General features: G+C 61.8%; 12 protein-coding genes. 2 read left to right on the forward strand and 10 right to left on the reverse strand.

What is annotated here, in order from left to right; all coding sequences use genetic code 11:
* Positions 1–243: 243 nt before the first annotated feature.
* The 6 genes from NUW13_03275 to NUW13_03300 form a co-directional block, all read right to left on the reverse strand.
* On the reverse strand, positions 244–1008 hold the full coding sequence (locus tag NUW13_03275; GenBank protein MCR4438045.1) for a hypothetical protein: 765 nt from the start codon (positions 1006–1008) through the stop codon (positions 244–246).
* A gap of 13 nt (positions 1009–1021) precedes the next feature.
* Positions 1022–4168, reverse strand: a complete 3147-nt coding sequence (locus NUW13_03280) for a T9SS type A sorting domain-containing protein (protein MCR4438046.1) — start codon at positions 4166–4168, stop codon at positions 1022–1024.
* A gap of 1301 nt (positions 4169–5469) precedes the next feature.
* A complete protein-coding gene (locus NUW13_03285; protein ID MCR4438047.1) occupies positions 5470–5799 on the reverse strand; it encodes a Rho termination factor N-terminal domain-containing protein in 330 nt (109 codons plus the stop codon).
* 118 nt (positions 5800–5917) lie between these two features.
* Entirely contained in the window at positions 5918–6913 is a 996-nt protein-coding gene (locus NUW13_03290; protein ID MCR4438048.1) for an ABC transporter permease, read from the reverse strand.
* Positions 6910–8442 (reverse strand): sugar ABC transporter ATP-binding protein, encoded by a 1533-nt coding sequence (locus NUW13_03295; protein ID MCR4438049.1) that lies wholly within the window; start codon positions 8440–8442, stop codon positions 6910–6912. The genes NUW13_03290 and NUW13_03295 overlap by 4 nt, the downstream gene beginning before the upstream one ends.
* Positions 8427–9425, reverse strand: coding sequence for a substrate-binding domain-containing protein (locus NUW13_03300; GenBank protein MCR4438050.1), 999 nt, complete (start codon positions 9423–9425; stop codon positions 8427–8429). The genes NUW13_03295 and NUW13_03300 overlap by 16 nt, the downstream gene beginning before the upstream one ends.
* Positions 9426–9675: 250 nt before the next feature.
* Here NUW13_03300 and NUW13_03305 point away from each other — a divergent pair, with 250 nt between their 5' ends.
* The gene (locus NUW13_03305) at positions 9676–11346 is read left to right on the forward strand and encodes a membrane dipeptidase (GenBank protein MCR4438051.1); all 1671 of its coding nucleotides are present in this window, start codon (positions 9676–9678) and stop codon (positions 11344–11346) included.
* Between the two features lie 29 nt (positions 11347–11375).
* Here the strand turns inward: NUW13_03305 and NUW13_03310 are convergent, their stop codons facing one another.
* Genes NUW13_03310 through NUW13_03325 form a run of 4 tightly spaced genes read right to left on the reverse strand, consistent with a single transcriptional unit; the run spans position 11376 to position 17539 of the window.
* Positions 11376–12062 carry a bifunctional 4-hydroxy-2-oxoglutarate aldolase/2-dehydro-3-deoxy-phosphogluconate aldolase gene (locus tag NUW13_03310; protein ID MCR4438052.1) on the reverse strand — a complete coding sequence of 229 codons (687 nt, stop codon included), beginning with the start codon at positions 12060–12062 and terminating at the stop codon, positions 11376–11378.
* Between the two features lie 38 nt (positions 12063–12100).
* Complete coding sequence (locus NUW13_03315) at positions 12101–14110, reverse strand: FAD-binding protein (GenBank protein ID MCR4438053.1); 2010 nt, start codon at positions 14108–14110, stop codon at positions 12101–12103.
* 34 nt (positions 14111–14144) lie between these two features.
* A complete protein-coding gene (locus NUW13_03320; protein MCR4438054.1) occupies positions 14145–14915 on the reverse strand; it encodes a 3-ketoacyl-ACP reductase in 771 nt (256 codons plus the stop codon).
* Positions 14903–17539 carry an FAD-dependent oxidoreductase gene (locus NUW13_03325; protein ID MCR4438055.1) on the reverse strand — a complete coding sequence of 879 codons (2637 nt, stop codon included), beginning with the start codon at positions 17537–17539 and terminating at the stop codon, positions 14903–14905. The genes NUW13_03320 and NUW13_03325 overlap by 13 nt, the downstream gene beginning before the upstream one ends.
* Positions 17540–17924: 385 nt before the next feature.
* Here NUW13_03325 and NUW13_03330 point away from each other — a divergent pair, with 385 nt between their 5' ends.
* Complete coding sequence (locus NUW13_03330) at positions 17925–18965, forward strand: NAD(P)-dependent oxidoreductase (protein ID MCR4438056.1); 1041 nt, start codon at positions 17925–17927, stop codon at positions 18963–18965.
* Positions 18966–19013: the final 48 nt, after the last annotated feature.

Consider the following 19013-nt stretch of genomic DNA (forward strand, 5'->3'; position numbering starts at 1 on the left):
GGCAGGTCAAACACAGTGGGAAGGAAGCCTCGAGAAGGCCAGGCCTGGTCTTTGCGGCTCTCTTCGGGCGCGGGCGGCTTGCGTGGTCATCTGCCGGAAACTGCAACCCCCCATTGCTCTCTGCTCACGACACGCTCCACACATCAATTCCGTGGACCACCGCTGCTGTCCCCCCCACGTTCCTACTTCCACGGTCGACGCGCGGGATGAGAATCGCTTGTCCCCCAGGCAGGATGCGCCTGGTCACGGGCTCTGTCCCCCTGCTCCGGCCCCGGGAATGCCGAGGCTCAGGCCCAGGAGCAAGTGCACAGCTGCGTTGGTCACGGTGGCGTGCCCGCGGGCAATGGGGAAGCGAGCCCTCGCCAGCGTGAACTTGGCCTCGCTGAGCAGGGAGAGTTGCCGCCAAAGGTGGTGGCGTCGTCCCAAGGCCACCTGAATCGCCGGCCCGGAAATGTAGTAACCGCCGCCTAAGAAACCGCCGGTTTCGGGATGCCGTTGCCCCCGAACCACCGTCTCGGGATGAGCGAGGACGGGTCCTCCCCCTGCGCGAACCGCCCAGTTCCCCTTCTGCCAAGCAACGTTCACGAAGAGAAGGTTGAAGCCGTGCGTGATGGCAAAGGACTGCACCTCCGCCGGCGGGTTTTCGAGGTAGAGTTTGTCGTGGACGAGTTCTGCCTCCAGGCTCCGGCCTCCACCGCGCCCCACGCGCAGCGCATAGTAGAGCGGAAAAGAGAGCGGTCGCGGCCGAAAGCGGGCACTGATGCGCACATCGGGCCATCCCTCCTGCCGAAGGAGAAGGGGTGACCGCGCATTGACCACTGCTCCGCTCAGGACGCTCAGTTCTACCTTCGCCCCGGCCGACGACATTCCGGCCGACCACAGAAAGACCGTGGCCCCCAGCAGCCAGAGACGCGGCCAACGGCTGAGCCCTGTTGTGCCTACGGTTCCCACCACAACAGGGGCAAAACGTTGAGCCTCGGCTGCCTCCTTGGGCCACTTGCGTGGCAACTGCCCGCGAATCTCAGCGGAGGAGGAGCATCTTGATTGTTGCGACATCTTGTCCCGCAGTGAGCCGGGCAAAGTACACGCCCGAACTCACCAGATTCCCACGACTATCACGCCCATCCCAGGTCACCTTGTGTTCGCCTGCCGACCGCCAATCGGCGCACAGCTCTGCCACCTGCCTCCCGGCTGCGTTCCAGACCCGCAAGGTGATTGGGCCCGACCTCTGCAGGGCGAAGCGGATGGTGGTGCCAGAATTGAAGGGGTTGGGGTAGTTCTGGTAGAGCCTAAAGATGCTCGCCACAGCCGGCTGATACTCCTCCACTCTGGTCGGCACAAAGGGGAACTGGGCATCCGGCCGCGCCGGGTACTCCCAATCGAAAACGATGACGTTACCTGCATCGACGCGGGCATCCGGGGAGGCGAGGCGCAGGCACGCTTCGTAGAGAACTTCGCTCCGCGGGAGCGGTTTCCCGAGGTAGAGTGCCCCCGACGAATCATAGTCGGTGGCCATGATGTAGAGCAGCTCCAATCCGCCGGTAGAGGAGGCATCGGGTGCCCAGACAAGATCACTGGTCGGCCCCACCGCCAACTCCTGGAAACAGGCGTTGAGCAGCCCTCTTCTTTGCCCGGCAACAACCTTCCAAACCAGGAAGGGACAGCGATACGGTCCGCTGCCAAGGGTGCCGCTGCCAGGCACGTAGCGCCAGGCAAGCTGCCCATGGGGAGCCCCAATCACACCAGAGGTGTCAATGTCGTTGACGAACTCCAATTCCACTTCATAGAACGCACCAGTGGGCGCGCCACCAAGGCGCACGCCACCCCCGAAGAAGCCCCAGCCCCGACTGACACTGGCTAACCCTGCGGGCGCCCCGCCAGGCACATCGCGGTAAGTGACCTCGCGCAATTCACGTTTGGGGAGGTAGGCTTCCACTACCTTGAAACCGTCCGTCACCGGGATGTTGCAAGCGTATTCATCAGGCAGCGGGTGCATGGTCAGCAGAGGAAGCCCGGCAGTCTGGTCCCAGAGGTTGAAGCCCCGCTCTTTCTTCTCGTTTATGGAGTCACAGACCGTGATGACGTAGGCATGGCCAGTGAGACGAGCCGGGTCGACCACGCGCACCCTAAAGAAAGCGTCGCTGACGCGCGGGACCTCATGGACGGTCAGCTCATTGGGCACATAGGCGTACGGCTCGATTGTCAGGGAGAAGCCATCTAAAACCACGCGATACGCGCTGTCAAAGAGTCGCAGCCAAAAGTCCACACACTTGGGTTCTGTGATCCCGGGTTTCACGCTCATCAGGAAATATTCCGTACCTGCGCCGACAGTGTCCCGGGGAGCAACATCCTCAAAACGCAACCCCTGGAGATGGAAATCAACTGCAGGGTCCCAGCTCGCCGCGAGCACGTTGAGGGCACGCACCTTTTCGCCGAAGAGGTTGACCACGGGCACCTGAAACTTCACCACTTCGCCGGGATTGGGAATGCCGTCGCTGTTAACATGGTCGGCCACTGTGCGTGGAGGCAACACCCGCCATCTCTCGGTGAGACTGATGCCACCGAGAAAATGAGCGAACACATGCTCGCGACCTTGCCCATCCAACACGAGTAGGTCAACGTGCATGCCGACATCTTTAGGCGGAGCGCTCCAGGCATTCGCATACACGCTGTCGTCAGGTGCGCCATCCTCATGCATGCCGTCGTCGTACAGCGGAAGCCGGTGCAGCAGCAAACCACGGTAGTCAAAAAAGTCGGCCTTGACCGCGCTCACGCCGGTCTGGCTGAGCACCTTGACCCGCAGGCCTATCACGGGACGGTTACCACCCCCAAGCTCAACAAAGAGTGCGCTCGGTTCCACCGAGAAACCTGAGAGGAACGCGGCGCGCGCAAAGCACGCCTCGCTTTTCAACGCCAAGATGCTACTCAGGGGGTCAGGACCAGCGTCGACAGAATAGGCATAGACCACTCGCTGCGTGTCCAGAGGTGCCAAGGAGAACGGCCCTGTGGCCTGCATGAAATAAACATCGCACGGCGGCGTAAAGAGGTCATCAAGCCAGCCAGTGCGCGCGATCGGATCCCCCGAGTTCATGAACGTTGTCACTTGACCCGTGGTGGGATCCACGAGCGGTGCGCCTGCAAGGTCCAGGCCCTGCATGTTGTAGTGAAGGTGGTAGCTGCCCTGCCGACTGTAAGGCGGTTGGTAAAAGACGGGGTGTCCACAGTAGTACGCCATGTTGGCGCACGGCCGTAGGTTCTTTGCGTCGCGGATCAGACCGCGCCGGAACTGGTGGGCCGTCTCCCCTGCAGCTGGCACTATAGGCCCCTGCAGCAGCATCACTCCCCACGCCGGCACCCCCAGGCCGTACACGGGATCGGACAACGCCCTGTTGTAGGCATAGGTCAGGTCGAGCGCGGTATCGCATGCTGATCCGTCGTCACTGGCGTTGCCCACGTCTGGGTCGGCGAAGATGCCCACGTACGTGTCGTCTATGGGCTGGGAGCCTTTGTTGATGATTGTGTACTCAACGAAGATCGTGGAATGAAGCGCCTGCGCGGGGCACGAGAAAGCCCAGGCCAACACCTGCACTTCCACATTCAACGGCTTCGTGTGATACGTGACGTCGTGGAGGTGCTGATTGGCGTCGTTCATGACGTACCAGAGCGTCGCATCCCCCAGAATCAGAGGGGAACCATCCGGGTTGGTGGGAGCGCCATGGGCAGCCGGCCATTCGGCGTAGTCTGGGTTGTAGCGGGGACTGGCAGGGTCTGCGGAATCGCCAGGCCTTATCTTGTAGATGCGATAGACAGGCAGTTCGGGGTTATCAGGAGCGCCTCCGGGCAAGATTCGTCCTGGCTGAAACTCAACATTGTAGTGGGAGCATGCGGTGCGTACCTCTCCGTTGACTACACCGGAAATCAACAGGCCCGAGGCGTACACCACTGTCTTCCCGCTTCCGGCCGGATACTCGTAGCCGGCGTTCCCGGTGAGGGGGTGCCGCCCCAACGTCCCGTTGTTGATGACCCACGTGCATACGTCGTTGGCGTCCAACTGCACGGCAGGCTGCGTTGTCTGAGAAGATGACCCCACCTGTTTGAGGCATGTCCCGGCGGTAGCCAGGCTCGCCACCAACACCGACAGTGCAGCAGTCAATCGTGCACCCGGCATAGCACACCTCCTGCCCCACCTGAGGGGCAAAATCAACCCCTTGGTTCTGCCGCGCGCCGACCACGGCTCGCACAGACTCGACCTCGGCCTCCTCTTTGCGCTGAAAGGGCCGCTCGATGTCCACGCTGACTTCGGCGCGGCGATTAGGCCCAAAACCTCTGGCGCCTCATGTAGTATGCTCAAAAAACGCCGTGTTGTCAAGGGCAAAATTGAGGAGCGGCGCAAGACTCGGGCACTTTGCAGAAAGGACTTCGGGCGTGTGGGCGCCCCGGTGCGGGCCAGATCACTCGCAGAAGGACAGCGAGCACGCGTGGGCCTGCTCGTGCTCCCATCGCCTGCCGACCGCCTTACGCATGGGGTGAGTAAGCTGCAGGGAGAAGAGGAATGTGCCTCGTCTCCTACCAAATATGCCAAGTATCTTGCCAGCCGCTGTGCAGCAACCGTTGGCGTTTGAGCCGTCTGTTGGTGCGGAAGAAAGGCAAAGGTACGCTGCGTCAAGAAAGGAGGAATGAGATGACCGATCACCGGCGTAACGTCGCTGTGCAGCCTGCCGCTCCGGAGGCAATCGAGCTTGCCTTATGCTGCCCAGCACCTTTTCCAAGCTGACGACCATCTTGGTCACGGCGATGCCGCATTCCGAAGAGTACTCGACAAGCCGCGGAGCATCGCCTCTCGGCACCCTGACCGACCAGCCAAGGTTGCTCAGCAACCCATCGAGCACGTTGGCACCTGGACGCTCGGGCACGACCTTGTACAAGAGGATGGACTACCGATGGGACGGCATTGCGAAGATGGCGCCGGCCTCGTTTGTGCCCCAGCGCTTGGGTTCCCTGGGAAAAAGCGGCGCCCAAGGCGGTGAGGAAGGGGGGCGCGCCGAGGTCACCCGTGGGGTAATCATGTCGGGGCTCTTCCCTGCGGACAGGATGCATCAGCAGGGGCATCGCATAGATACCTTTGCCCCGCCGCCCCTTCCCCTTCCGCCTACCACTTCCCCTGATCCTCCCGATGCGGCTTCTTCGTGTCAGGCAGGCGAATCTCACACAATTTCAAGGCTCCAGTGCTCAGCGGGATGGCGCAGAGGCAGCGACCGACCACAGAGCCTGGGCGAAGTTAAAGCTCGTCTCGCCACTACCCCCGGGCCCCAAGGCGCACTGCTTGTTCGGTAGAAGGGGCTCCCTCGGGTTGAAGCCGAGGCGTTCGTCAAGTTCTCCCTTGGCGACAATGGCAAGACCACCAGCGGCGGCGACTCACCGGCCTACGTGGACAGCCGGTGTGGAAACCCATCGTGGCTCACCGGAGGTTCAGCCCATTGCCGCCGCGCGCCGCAGGCGATTCTTCAGCCTCTTTATCTGCCGCCGGATCTGCTGCAGCTCTTTGTGCTTGTGGGCTTTGATTGCCTCATCCCGTTGCCGCTTGAGCGCGCGAATCTTCATCTTGATGGTCGTCTTCTCCGGTATCGCCGCCACCCGGTGCTCGTGCATGTCGATGTTGAGCGCCTTGCACAAGGCCACCAGCAGATGCTCCTTGTTCATCTGCGTATAGCCCTGTACCGCCTCGTGCTCGAGCGTCTTTGCGATCTCTCTCAGCTCAGCCACCGTCTTGTGTTTCAGCTCCGAGTACGTGTAGGCCATGGACGAACCCTCCTCTTGCTATGCATCAGTCAACGTCGCACTGCACGCGTTCAAAAGTGCGCGTCGTTCAGCCGCCAGCATCCCTGCCCGCCCTTCACTGGCCGTGGCAAGAGACTACCTACCGCCTATGCCGCAGTCGGTCCACTGCTACGGCTGCGACGATCACTATACCGGTCACCACCTGCGTCAACCACGTAGGCCATCCGTTGAGATGGCACCCGGTGCGTATGACCGTCATGGTCACTGCGCCCACCAAGGTGCCGAGAATCGACCCCTCGCCACCCGAAAGGCTGCCCCCGCCGATGACCACTGCCGCGATCACATCAAGCTCCAGGCCGACGGCAGCAGTTGGATCGCCTTGCTCCTGGTAGGACATGAGCATCACTCCGGCCAGCCCTGAGAACGCCCCGGTTGCCACGTACACGAACGTCTTGACCCTCTCCACTGCCACGCCACAGAGGCGCGCGGCTTGCTCGTTTGAACCCACGGCAAAGATGCGACGCCCCAATGGTGTATAGCGGAGGAAGCATGCGACAAGCACTGCCAATGCCACCATGAGCCACGCCCCGGGCGGCACCAACATCCACTTCCGCTCGGGCGGCAAGGCAGCGAGCAATTCATTTAGCCAGGTCTGCTCCACGTTGATGGGCATGCTGTGTGCGAGCCCCTTGGCAAGCCCCCTGACGATGAGCAGCGTCCCCAAGGTGACGATGAACGGCACGACGCGCAGACGTGTGATCACCAATCCGTTGACCGCACCGCAGAGCATGCCCGCCAGCACACCGCCAAGCGCGGCGAAGAACGGGCTCACGCCTGCCGAGACCATGAGCAGCGCAACCACCACCGAGCCGAGCGAGATAATCGAGCCGGCCGAAAGGTCAATGCCACCTGACACAATCACCATGGTCATGCCGATGGCTGCCACGCCGACGATGACGGTCTGTTGGACAATAGTCTCCAAGGCCGCCAGGGTGGCGATCTTGGGATTGAGCGCGGCAAACAGGCCGAACACGAAGAGCAGCCCGAGAAATGGGCCCAGGTTGCTGAGCAAAAGACCGGGCCGAGAGAGAACACCCGGGCGCGATTGCGTGGCCTCTGTTGTCCCGCTCCTCATGTCCCTGCCTCGTTCACTGTTGCCGCGTGCATGAGCCTGTGCTCGTCGAGCACCTCGACCGGCAGCGCGGGGCCGAGTCGCCCGCGATGCATGACGGCGATACGATCGCAAATTCCCATGAGCTCCGGCAGATAGCTGCTCACCAACAGAATCGCTTTTGGCCGCCCGTCTGGACTCAGACGCCCAGTGGCCAGGCCATCGATGATTTGATAGATTGTCGCCTTGGCGGCAACATCGACTCCCTTGGTCGGCTCGTCCAAGAGCAGGACATCCACGTCGTGGGCCAGCAGTCGCCCCAGAGCCACCTTCTGCTGGTTGCCGCCGGAAAGGTGCACAACCTTCTGGTCTGGGCTGCTGCAGCGGATGCCCAATGGGCGAATGATCGCCTCGGCCTCCAGCCGGCGCTTGCGCAGCGGCGTTACGCTCAGTGCCCGCAATTGCCCCAACTTGCTCAGCAGGAGATTCTCGGCAACGCCGAAATGGGGAACCAGGCCCTCTTCCTTGCGGTCCTCGCTCAAGAAACCGACCCCTTCTGCCCAGCGCCGCACCGGCGAAGCAGGTCCACAATGCACCCCCACGCGAACTTGCCCTGAGCGCACGGGATCCAGCCCGAAGATGACCCGGAGCAGCTCAGTCCTGCCAGCGCCGATCAGGCCGGCGATCCCCACCACTTCTCCCCGGTGAAGCTCGAGCGATGCCTGAACTGGCTTCTGGCGGCCGCTCAAGGCGCGGACCTCAAGCACGAGCGCACCTTTTGTACGAGGAGAGTGGGGGTAGAGCTCATCCACCTCGCGTCCCACCATCATCCGCACCATCTGCTCGGTGGTCACCTCCGAAAGCGGGTGGGTGCCCACAACCATCCCGTCTCTGAGTACGGTGAGCCGGTCGGCTATCTGCTGCACCTCCTCCAGGAAATGGGAGATGTAGACAATGGACAGGCCTCGCTCCTTCAGAGTTCGCAGGATGGCGAAGAGGCGGTCGGTCTCGTCGCGGGAGAGGCTGCTCGTGGGTTCGTCAAGGATCAACACCGTGCAGCCAACGGCCAAGGCGCGGGCAATCTCCACCAGTTGCTTAGCGTTGACCGTCAAACGACTCACGGGGACATCCGCGGGGATGCTCTGCCCGCCAAAATGGCTAAGCGCTTGCACGGCGATCCTGCGCATTTCATTGCGGCGTAGCAGGCCCCAGCTTGTGGGCTCGGCCCCCAAAACGATGTTCTCTTCGACGGTCAGGTGCGGCGCCAAGGCCAACTCTTGGTAGATCATGGCTACGCCAGCCCGTCGCGCCTCATGCGGGTTGCGAGGGCAATAAGGTGACCCATCCAACTGCATGCACCCCGCGTCGGGCGAGAGGGCCCCTGCCAGGATCTTCATCAGCGTGCTCTTGCCGGCGCCGTTCTCGCCGACCAGGGCATGGGTCTCCCCGGCCTGCAGGTCAAAATCGACGCCCGCCAGGGCAACGGTGGCACCGAAGCGCTTGGCAATGCCGTGCATCACCAGGCGAGGCGTGCCTGTCACTTGCGCAGCCATCGCTCCAGGTCTGGATTGATCAGCTGCTGCACGTGCGGCTCATCGATGTTGGCTTTCGTCACCAACATCACGCCCGTGTCGACCACCTTCTGCACTGCCTGGCCTTTCAGATGCTGGTACAGGAACGTGACCCCGAGGTAGCCCATAAGGAATGGGTTCTGCACCACAAGCCCGTCGATTTCTCCGTGCCGCAAGGCCTCTACCAGCGGCGGGCTGGAGTCGAAGCCGATGAAGCGGACCTTTCTGCTCAAGCGCTGGCGGCGCAGGGCCTGGAGCATGCCAAAGGTTGACGACTCGTTGGGACAGAAAATGCCGTCGACGGTCAACTCCCCTGCCGGGTCTTTGAAGCGCATGAGCAGGTTCTCGCTCACTTGCAGTGCCTGGGCAGTGGTGGCGCCGGCATGCTGTTCATCGCTCACCACGGTGATGCCCGGGCACTGTTGGACAATCTCCAGAAACCCTTCTTCCCTGTTTTCCGTGCTGGCTGAGCCTTCCATGCAGCGCAAGAGGATGACCCTTCCCCTGCCCTCCAGCGCCTCGACGAGCGCCCGTCCAGCTATCCGACCTCCTTCCCGATTGTCGGTGGCCACAAAGCTGACGTAGCAGTCGGCTGGGCCCTTGAGGTCCGAATCGATGATGACCACCGGGATGCCCCGGCGGGCCGCATTCTCAACCGGTCTGCGCAGCGCCAGCGCGTCCAAGGGGGCGAGAACGATGCCACTGACGCGTTTCATCACCTGGTTATCAACCAGGGCAATCTGCTGCTGGCGCTCGTCCTCCTTCTCAGGCCCCACCCAATCGACGTCCACGCCGAGCTCGGCGGCCGCCTTCACTGCGCCGGCGTGTACTGACTGCCAGAAGACGTGAGTCGTCCCCTTGGGAATCACGGCAATCGTCACCCGTCCCGAAGCCTGCTCACGGCGGCTGCAGCCAAAAAGCACCGATAGACACAGCAGCATTACGGCGACTCTTCCTGTTCTCATGCGCCTCCCTCCTGCGTCGGCCGCTCCCCGTTTGTGCAGCAACCTGGTCGCAATTATACTGAATTTTGCCGAAAAAGTCAAGGAGACTTGTGCGGCCAGCACAACTCGCGGGCCATGACGGAACCGAGCCGGTGCCCGGTACAAAAGGTCAGCCGGAGAAAGTGATGGCGCAACCGCTCCTGGGGATCAGAAAGCGCTTGCGTTTCTTGTCGTCGTTTTGTAAGCTTCGAGCAGAGAAACGGAGGTCGCCATGGCCAGGAAACGCTCCAAGGTCAGCAGAACGGTTGTTCTCTGGCTGCTCGCCGGGCCCGCGGCGGTGGTAGCCCAGGCCTTAGAAGGGGTGGTCCTCGATCGTACCTCGGGCGCGCCGATCGACAGTGTGCAAGTGACCATTCAACAGCAGCCTAGTGGGCGGCGCGACTCAACCCAGACCGACGCCGAGGGCAGGTGGCGCTACGCACTGGGCCCCAGCCAGGTTGAGGAGCACATCGCGCCACCGACTGGCTTTTCCGTCTCGCCTTTCTACCCCAACCCCTTCAGCGGCAGCACGCGACTGACCCTTTCTCTTACCAATCCTGGCCCGGTGCACGTCGGCATCTATGACATGTTGGGCCGCCTGGTGGAAGAGCGTGTGCTCACTCTGCCCGCCGGGGGCAGCGCCATCGCCTGGGAAGCACACGGCAGCGCGGGCGTCTACTTGGTTCGGGTCCAGGTCGAAGGCCGAGTGATGACCCAGAAGGTCGTGCAACTCCACTCAGGGCACGGCAGAGGATTGATGGCCTGTCTTCCCGCCAATGGGAACCCTCCAGCGAAGTTACCCAAGGTCAGCAAGGACGAGACAGTGTTGACCTTCAGCAAGTTCGCCTATGTGCCGGATACCCTCATTCTGGAAGAGACCACCGCGACTCCACTCGTCACCTATCTCGAGACGGTGCACGCCCACGCCGTCGTAGCGGACCTGCACAATGACGTCCTTTACAAGATCGCCGAGGAAGGGCCTTACTACCTGGGCGAGCTGCACAGCTACAACCACACGGACATCCCGCGCCTGTTGCAAGGGGGTGTGGACGTGCAGGTCTTCGCCATCTGGATCGATCCGGAACGATACCCGAGCAATCCATTTGCGAGGGCTGTGGAATATGTGACACTCTGGCGCCAGGAGGTTGCCGACAACTCCGCCCACATCGCACAGGTCACCAACTGGACGGAGATAAACGAGGTTTTGGCAAGCGGTCGGATAGCGGGAATATTGGCCGTGGAAGGCGGGCACGCCATAGAGAATTCGCTCGCCAAGCTGCGTGCGCTCTACGAGTCCGGCGTCCGGTGCCTGACCATAACCTGGAACAACAGCACGGAATGGGCCATTTCGGCTTCTGACCCACGCTCGACCTCCGTGGGCCTTTCCCCTTTCGGCAAACAGGTCATCTCCCTGATGGATTCGCTGGGGATGGTTATTGACGTCTCGCACGCGGGCGAGCAGACCGTGCGGGATATCTTGGCGGTGAGCCGGAATCCGATCATCGCCAGCCACTCAGGGGCACGGGCACTCCGTGACCACCTGCGCAACCTGCGCGACGAGCAGATTCTGGCCATCGCCGCCTCAGGGGGCGTCATCGGCGTCGTTTTTTACCCAACCTTCTTGGTGAAAACTGGTCAACCCGCCGATGTGAATACTGTGGCGCACCACATCGATTACATCGCCAGGCTGGCAGGAGTCGATCACGTGGCCATCGGCTCAGACTTTGACGGGATTGGCCGGACACCGCAGGGCCTGGAGGACTGCTCCCGCCTTCCGGATTTGACGTGGACACTGCTGCGCCGTGGCTACACGATGGCCGATGTCGAGAAAATCCTCGGGGGCAATTTCCTGCGCGTCTTCCGCGAGGTGTGTGGAACCGGCTCCATTGCCGGCGCGCCTTGAGCCTCCCTGCAAAAGCGAGGGCGGCGAGGTCAAACTTTGCAGGTCTCTCGCACTATGGCCTGCCAGCGCTTGGCCTCTTCCTGCATGAGCAAAGGGGTGGCAATGTCCTTGGTCAGAGCTGACCCGCAAAAGATGCCCTCGGGGTCCAGGGCCGCGATTTTGGGCAAGTTCTGGAAGCTAACACCGCCGGTGTAGACCACGGTCAGGCCACTGAACGGCCCCTTCCAGGCCTTGGCCAGCTCCACGTACAGCGTGTTTCCTGCCACCGCCGGGAAGAGCTTGTAGACCCACTGGTAGGGATACATGGTCTTGAGCTGGTCAAACTCGCAGCCATAAAGCTCTGCCTTCTGCGCCAGCTGTTTTCCCACGTCGCCCAGGCCACCTGGGACGACCATGACGTCACGCTCCACACAGGTCTGCACCACTGCCGGCACATAGTCAGCCGAGACGACGCCGGCCACACCCAGCTCAATGGCCTGCTCAGCTTGGCGCGGCGTCATCACCGTGCCGGCCAGAACCAAGGCATCGGGATGCTTCTCCAGCACGGCGCGCAACCCATCCAGGGCGGCAGCCGAGCGAAAGGCCACTTCCAGCACTATGCCGAGTGGGTCCAGTGTCTCAAATGCTGTCACGCACTCGGCAGCAGAGCGCGCTGTCAGAAGGGCGATGAGGCGGTGCTGCTTAAGCCGCTGAAATGCTTGCTGGGACTTGTGCATAAGGGTCTCTCCTGCAATCCGTGTTAACGCTCAGCCACTCAGCGAATAATGTTGTCCCGCCGGAACTCGTTCCAGACGTTTTCGAACCAGGTGTCTTCGCGGGGAATCGGCCGCACCGGCACCCAGCGTGTATGCGCCTTGCCAGCCTCGTCCAATTGCACCTCCAGGATGTGCTCGTTGACGAACGCCCCCTGTTCGTTGAGGGTGAACCGCCACTCTTCAGCAAGCTCAGGACAGGGAGGCTCGCCAGCGGGGTCAAGCACAAGGTAGGAACCACGGCTGCGCCCCCCTTTGGCCAGATATTCCTTCATGGCCTCAAGGTACACCGCGTGGGTGAGGCATAGGTCGAGGTCGCGGAAAGCCTCTGGCAGCTCGCGCGGACTGGCGACCCCCAGCTTCGTGCGCAGCCGTTCCAATTGTTCCCAGGCCTCGGCAGCCGCCTTTGTCACCCCGCCGCTGCTGCGGATGTGCGCCCCGTAGGAGGACATCCTCTCCTGCAGCTCCTTTCGCGCCGTACGCCGCAGGCCACTGTCCCTGCTGCGCTCGATGAGCATGCGTCTGGCGCACTCCAACTTCGCCAGCACCTGCTCGCCGGCCTCTTGGGAGAACAATCCATCCGCAGGCGGCTCCTCCGCATAGCGCTTGGCAATGAAGGTCGCTGCGCGCAGACTGCCGACCTGCCCGGCATTCAAGGCCGAGCCCCCTGGTCGGTAGACCCCGTGACTGCCGTTCACCTCGCCCACGGGGAACAGGTGCCTGATGTTCGACTCCCACCAGATGTTCCCCTGTAACCCGCCGTTGTTGTGCTGCGCGCACACGGCAATCTCCAGAGGCTCCTTGCAGATGTCGATGCCGTGGGATTTGTACAGATCGATGGCCGGCTGGTTCATCTTTGCCAGGCGCTGAATGGGCGTGTCAAGCAGCGCCCCTGAGCGCTCCAAGTAGCCGCGCGCCTCCTCAGCCAGACTGTCGAAGCGAAAGTCTTCCAGCAGTCCCGCACCACTGGGGTTACGGGTAAAGTCCATGAAGACTCTTCTGCCCTTGCGCACCGTCTCCTGGTAGACAAGAATGTCGATCAACGACGAGCCATAACTGCGTACTTTGCGGGGATCGAACGGCCATTGATAGCCTTTCAGAAAGATGGCAGTAGCGAGAGTCCCCATGCTGGGGAAATAGCGGTTCAGGAACTCCTGCTCGTCGCTGCCGTCCTGGGCGGTGGAAATGTACCGGGGTATTACTTGTTGATAGCTCCCCGAGACGTTCCAGCGGAAGCCAGTGGAGGCCAGGCCGTACTGCCATTCGGTGAGGTTCTGCGCGACCGCGCCGATTTCCAAGGCTATGCCCGTGGAGCCGAGCTGGCTCTCCGGATAGACCGAAGCCCGATAGATGCCCGCCGGCCCGCCAGTGGCCAAGACCACGTTCACCGCGTTGAACAGCACGAAGCCCAGGCGCGCGGTTTCCAGACTGTCCAGGTCCAAGGCAACTGCGCCGATCACTTGCTTATCGGCGCCTGCCCCTTTGGTCAAAAGGGCAATGACCTGGTGGTGGTTCAGCACAGGAATCCCCTTTCTCTGCACGTCGCGAGCGAGGGCCTGGAACATGAGCTGCGAGGTGAGTGGCCCGGCCGAGGTCGCGCGCTGACGGGGATCATGGTCGGTCTTGTATCCCACAAATGCACCATAGCGGTCGTGGGGAAACGGCACGCCCAGGCTCACCAGGTGGAAAAACGCCTGCAGGGAATTCTGCGCCTCGCACAGCGCGATGTCGCCGTGCATGGACCCGCCTTGGCAGAGGTCGCGGGCCATGTCAAGGGCGCAATCGGGCAGCTCGCCCGAGAGGGAAAGTTTGTAGTAGGTCTGCTTGTCCGAACCGGTGTTGTTGGAGGTGCCCCCACCCCAACGGTCGGTGACGATGAGCACGTCCGCTTGTCCCTTGTCCACCAACGTCACGGCCGCGTTTAGCCCGGCAGCGCCACTGCCAATCACCAAGGTGTTGCAGCGATAGATCGGAAAGCGGAAACCGCCAATATCGACTTCTGACTTTCGCATGGATGCCACTCCTCCCGGCAGAATGCCTGGACATTCACAGCCGGCGCAGGTGAAAACCGCCGTCCACGTTGATCACTTCCCCAGTCGAAAAAGGGAAGGCGCCCGAGGCGATGGCGGCAACCGCCTTGCCAATGTCCTCCGGGGAGCCCCATCGGGCGATGGGGGTCAGCCCTTGGGCGATGAGGGCGTCGTACTTATCCTTCACCGCTTTCGTCATATCAGTTGCAATGATGCCCGGCCGGATCTCGTAGACATTTATCCCGTACTGCGCCAGACGATCGGCAAACAGGATGGTCATCATGGACACCCCTGCTTTGGAGATGCAGTACTCCCCGCGCGAGGGCGACGAGGCATAGGCGGAAATGGAGGAGATATTGACGATCTTCGGGCTGCGCGTCGCGTCCTGTTGCTTCTGTTCGATCATCCATTTCGCCACCGCCTGGGTCAGGAAGTAGGGGCCCTTGAGGTTAATAAACAGCACCCGGTCGAAACTCTCCTCTGTGGCTTCGAGAATGTCCACGCGCTGCGCTGGTGCCACTCCGGCATTGTTCACCAAGAGGTCGAGTCTTCCAAAGCGTGCGCGGCAGGCCTCCACCAACCGCGCCCTTTCTTCCGCCTTGGAGATGTCGGCCTGAACGTAGAGGACTTCCGCTCCCAAGTTCTGCAGCGCCTGCACGGTCTGCTCAGCCTCCTTGGCCTCCCAGACATCGTCCACGACGATGTCGAAGTCGATGCGGGCAAGCGCTTCGGCGATTCCCCGTCCGATACCCCGTGCACCTCCAGTAATCAGGGCTACTTGGCGCATGACGACTCCTCCCGCAAATAGGCATCAATCTCTTCGGCAGCAGCCAGGCCATCTGCAACGGCCTGCACTGCGGTAGTGCCGCCGTTCACTATGTCACCGCCTGCGAACACGCCGCGCCTGCTGGTTGCGTGGTGCCCCGGTCCGATGACCACCAGGTTCTGCGCAGTCAACTTCACCCCTGGCAGCAGCTGCGACAAGTTGTCCGGCGCTTTCTGTCCCAGGGCCTCAATGACCAAGTCAACCTGGATTTCAAACTCCGTGCCGGGCAGTTCTCGCGGGGCACAGAACCCACGGGGATCAGGGTCGGCGAGCTCCACATGCGCCAGTCGCACTGCCCTCACTCTGCCGTCCTCGGGGGTGTAACCCTTGGGCATGAACAAGTTCAGGAAGTGGATGTCCTCAAGCAGCGCGGACTGCTTTTCCGATAGCCACGCCGGCATCGTGCGAAACGATTCGAAGCACATGACATATACGTTGCGCGCCCCGTTCTTCTTGGCGGTAAGAGCGGCGTCCATCCCCGTGTTTCCCCCACCTACCACGGCCACGGTGCGCGGCACCGAGACGCGTCCTGCCCGTTTGGCCTCAGCCAGGAAGTCGATGGCACTGACCAGGTTCTCGTATGGCTGCGGCGCCAACGTTTTTCCCTCCGGCAACCCCATGGCCAGGAACACGGCGTCGAAACTGCGGAGGAGTTCCTCCAGATTGTGTTCCGCAGTCAGAGGCGATTGGTACCGGACATGCAGGCGGTCGTCGGGGAGAAGCTTCAGCAGGGTTTCGATCTCCTGGTCGGCCTTTTCGTACGGAATGCGATAGGCAGGGATGAGATGGCGGACGACGCCCCCTGGTCGTGCCGCTGCCTCGCGCACCTCGACCTGGTGTCCTTTGCGTACCAAAGCTATGGCGCACGTCAATCCCGCTGGACCGGCACCCACCACGGCCACCCTCTTCCCCGACGGCTGCGCGGGCACCATCTGCCGCACCAGACCGCGCTCCCGGGCTTCCTTGGCCAAGAGGAGCTGCATGTCCCGGATTGCCACCGCGTTGTCGGTGAGAATCTTCTCGACGCAAGCCCCCTCGCAGAGGACCTCAGTCGGGCAGATGTAGGCGCACATCTCGGGCAAAAGATTGCGCTCGGTCATGATCCTGTAGCCACGCTCGATATCCCCTTCAGCGAAAGCCTTTATGAAACCCGGCACGTCGATCTGCGCAGGGCAGGCGCGTTGGCAGAACGGTGTGGCACAATTCCGACAGCGCTCCGCCTCCTCCTTGAGCCGATCCATTGCCAAGCGGCGCCCCAGCCTGTAGTTGACGCTGTAGATCTCCCTGTCGTGGATGACGCACCCGGTGCTCAGGCCGTCCCGCATGATCTGGGTGCACGCCGAGCACGAGATGCAGCATTTGTACGGGTCCATGGCGCCCACGTTTTCCAGGTCGCGCACGAAATCTGGGTAGGCCAAAGCGCCCCGTCCGAGCCCGATCAGCGTTGCCCACCCTTGCCGCACCACTCCTGCCGCCACGTTTGGCAGGAAGAACCGCAACCATGAGTACCCCGAGCCAACCACTGGTAGGTCCGGATGCGCCCGCTGAATGTCGCGCGTGATGCGTAGGAAAAGGTCAATTCCCTCTAACGGGTGAACGTCCGGAATGTAGCCACCCTTGATGGGAAAGTCGAAAGGTCGCCCGTAATGCGGGTTGTAGTAAGGATTGCCGATGGAGAGGTTTAGGACTGGCACACCCAGTTCCTTCAGCATGCGCACAAGCCGGATTGGCTCTCCGAGGTCCGGCACCTTATGGTCCTTCCTGGAAACCCCGAAGCCGTACGGGTACTCAATGGCATCGTAGACGTTGAGCCGCGTAGTCACAAACACGCCCGGCACCTGCTCGATGATCTTGTGCACCACCTCCCGCAAGAATCTCGTGCGATTTTCGAAAGAACCCCCATACCTGCTGTTCTCTCTGGTGAACGAGGCCAACAGCTCGGACACGAGATAGCGGTGGCAGGCCTTGATGTCCACGCCGTCAAAGCCGGCCTGAGCAGCCAGTTTGGCCGCGCCGACGTACATCTCCTGCAACCTATCCAGCTCGGCGTCGCTGATCAGGGGGTAATCGGGCGGCAGCTGGTGCAAAGGGTCAAGCACCTTGCTGTGGTGAGCGATGATTGGCGCCGGCTTTCCGGTGGGCTTGGAGTAGCGCCCCGAGTGCGTCAGCTGCAGGACGCAGACGATATCGCGCTGACCGCCAAACGGCTTGCGCGCCGCCTCCCGCGTCTCCTCCACCAGCCGGGCAAACTCATCGACATTGTCCGGGTGAATCCACAGCTGACGCGGGTTGGACCTGCCCTCTGGTACCACGGCTGTGGCCTCAAACCAGATGAAACCGCTTCCGCCGGCGGCGTAACGCCGATAGCGGCGGAATGTGAGATCCCCCGGCCCGCCGTCCGGCGCGGCGTCGAAACCTTCGATGGGGTGAACCAGAAAGCGATTGGGCAGCCTCCTACCGGCGATGGTAAGCTTGTCGAACAGGATGCTCAGATCTTCGTCGTAAGGCAGGGTGAGTCCCAGCTCCTGCAGTTTGGCAAAGAGGTCTTCCTTGTGCTTGAAATTGAATCGCTGATGTTGCGCCATGATACCTCCGCGCTCGGACATTCCCGTTTATGAGGACCGTTGACCTGGCAGAGTCCGAAAGGTTGCAGTGGACCCGTGCGAACGGCGCTACGTTGCCCAAAGGTCTGATTGCGCACTTGGTCACAATGGCGAATGCGAAATGCAACGAGTGCGTCGAATTGGGCGTTGCTGGCACCCGAGCGGACAGCAAATATAGAAAATCAACCGGCAAAATCAAAGTGAATATTCCCCCCTTGTCGCCGGCAAAACCGCGTTTTGCCGTATCCAAAGCGCTCCTGCGAAGGTGCCGGGTACCGGGAAGTGCGCTGGCAGCATCGCTTTACCGCTTGCTTTGTTCGCCCACATTTGATATATTCCAACTCCGACACTGCTTGGAGGAGAGCGCATGGCACCGCATTGGCCTTCTCGGATCAGCGACGAAGCACAGCTTGAGGACCTCCTCTCGGAACCCCTGCCAGAGGTGGTTGCGGCGTTAGCTACACTGCAGGGGGACATCCTCATTCTCGGCGTGGGCGGCAAGATTGGCCCCTCTCTGGCGCGCATGGCTAAGCGGGCCTCAGAAGCGGCAGGGGTGGCGCGCCGCATCATTGGCGTGGCCCTTTTCGAAAGCGAGCAGGCCCGCGAACAACTGGAGCGTGAAGGCATTGAGGCCATCCACGGCGACCTGCTCGACCGGGCTTTCTTAGAAGACCTGCCGGATGTACCTAACGTTATCTTCACGGCCGGCATGAAATTCGGTTCGGTCGCCAACCTCCCGCTCACCTGGGCCATCAACTGCTACCTGCCTGCACTGGTGGCCGAACGCTTCCGCAGCTCGCGAATTGTGGCTTTTTCCACGGGGTGCGTGTATCCGCTTGTGCCGATAACGAGCGGCGGCTCGCTGGAAACTGACCCTCCCCAGCCGGTGGGCGAATACGCCCAATCGTGTCTTGGCCGCGAAAGGATGTTCGAGTACGCCTCGCTAAACTACCGGACGCCCGTGGCTATCATCAGGTTGAACTATGCCGTCGAGATGCGCTACGGCGTGCTTGTGGACATAGCCCAGAAGGTGCTTGCTGGCGAGCCCATCGACCTGAGCATGGGGCACGTGAACGTCATCTGGCAAGGTGATGTCAACGCGATAGTGCTCCGCTGCTTGCAGCATTGTCAGTCCCCGGCTCTGGTGTTGAACGTCACCGGGCCTGAGACGGCAGCGGTGCGCTGGTTGGCTACTGAATTCGGCGCACTCTTCGGCAAAAAGCCAAAGTTCATAGGACAGGAAAGCGACACCGCGCTCCTGAGCAACGCGGCCCGGGCCTTTGCACTCTTTGGCTACCCGAGGGTTCCGCTGGAAGTGTTGGTTCGCTGGACGGCCGACTGGATTGCCAGCGGCCGGCCGCTCCTCCACAAACCAACCCACTTCGAAGTGCGAAACGGAAAGTTCTGAGGCGCCTCGATGTCCTCTCCGTCTCTCCCTGCAGAGCTTGCCGCGCGT

The sequence above is a fragment of the candidate division KSB1 bacterium genome, from assembly GCA_024655945.1.
Lineage (GTDB): Bacteria > Zhuqueibacterota > Zhuqueibacteria > JANLFK01 > Oleimicrobiaceae > Oleimicrobium.

Bases quoted from the DNA above. Each gene is read 5' to 3' on its own strand.
- NUW13_03325 (MCR4438055.1), bottom strand. From the start codon at position 17,539: ATGGCGCAACATCAGCGATTCAATTTCAAGCACAAGGAAGACCTCTTT.
- NUW13_03310 (MCR4438052.1), bottom strand. From the start codon at position 12,062: ATGCACAAGTCCCAGCAAGCATTTCAGCGGCTTAAGCAGCACCGCCTC.
- NUW13_03330 (MCR4438056.1), top strand. From the start codon at position 17,925: ATGGCACCGCATTGGCCTTCTCGGATCAGCGACGAAGCACAGCTTGAG.
- NUW13_03315 (MCR4438053.1), bottom strand. From the start codon at position 14,110: ATGCGAAAGTCAGAAGTCGATATTGGCGGTTTCCGCTTTCCGATCTAT.
- NUW13_03290 (MCR4438048.1), bottom strand. From the start codon at position 6,913: ATGAGGAGCGGGACAACAGAGGCCACGCAATCGCGCCCGGGTGTTCTC.
- NUW13_03305 (MCR4438051.1), top strand. From the start codon at position 9,676: ATGGCCAGGAAACGCTCCAAGGTCAGCAGAACGGTTGTTCTCTGGCTG.
- NUW13_03280 (MCR4438046.1), bottom strand. From the start codon at position 4,168: ATGCCGGGTGCACGATTGACTGCTGCACTGTCGGTGTTGGTGGCGAGC.
- NUW13_03295 (MCR4438049.1), bottom strand. From the start codon at position 8,442: ATGGCTGCGCAAGTGACAGGCACGCCTCGCCTGGTGATGCACGGCATT.
- NUW13_03320 (MCR4438054.1), bottom strand. From the start codon at position 14,915: ATGCGCCAAGTAGCCCTGATTACTGGAGGTGCACGGGGTATCGGACGG.
- NUW13_03300 (MCR4438050.1), bottom strand. From the start codon at position 9,425: ATGAGAACAGGAAGAGTCGCCGTAATGCTGCTGTGTCTATCGGTGCTT.
- NUW13_03285 (MCR4438047.1), bottom strand. From the start codon at position 5,799: ATGGCCTACACGTACTCGGAGCTGAAACACAAGACGGTGGCTGAGCTG.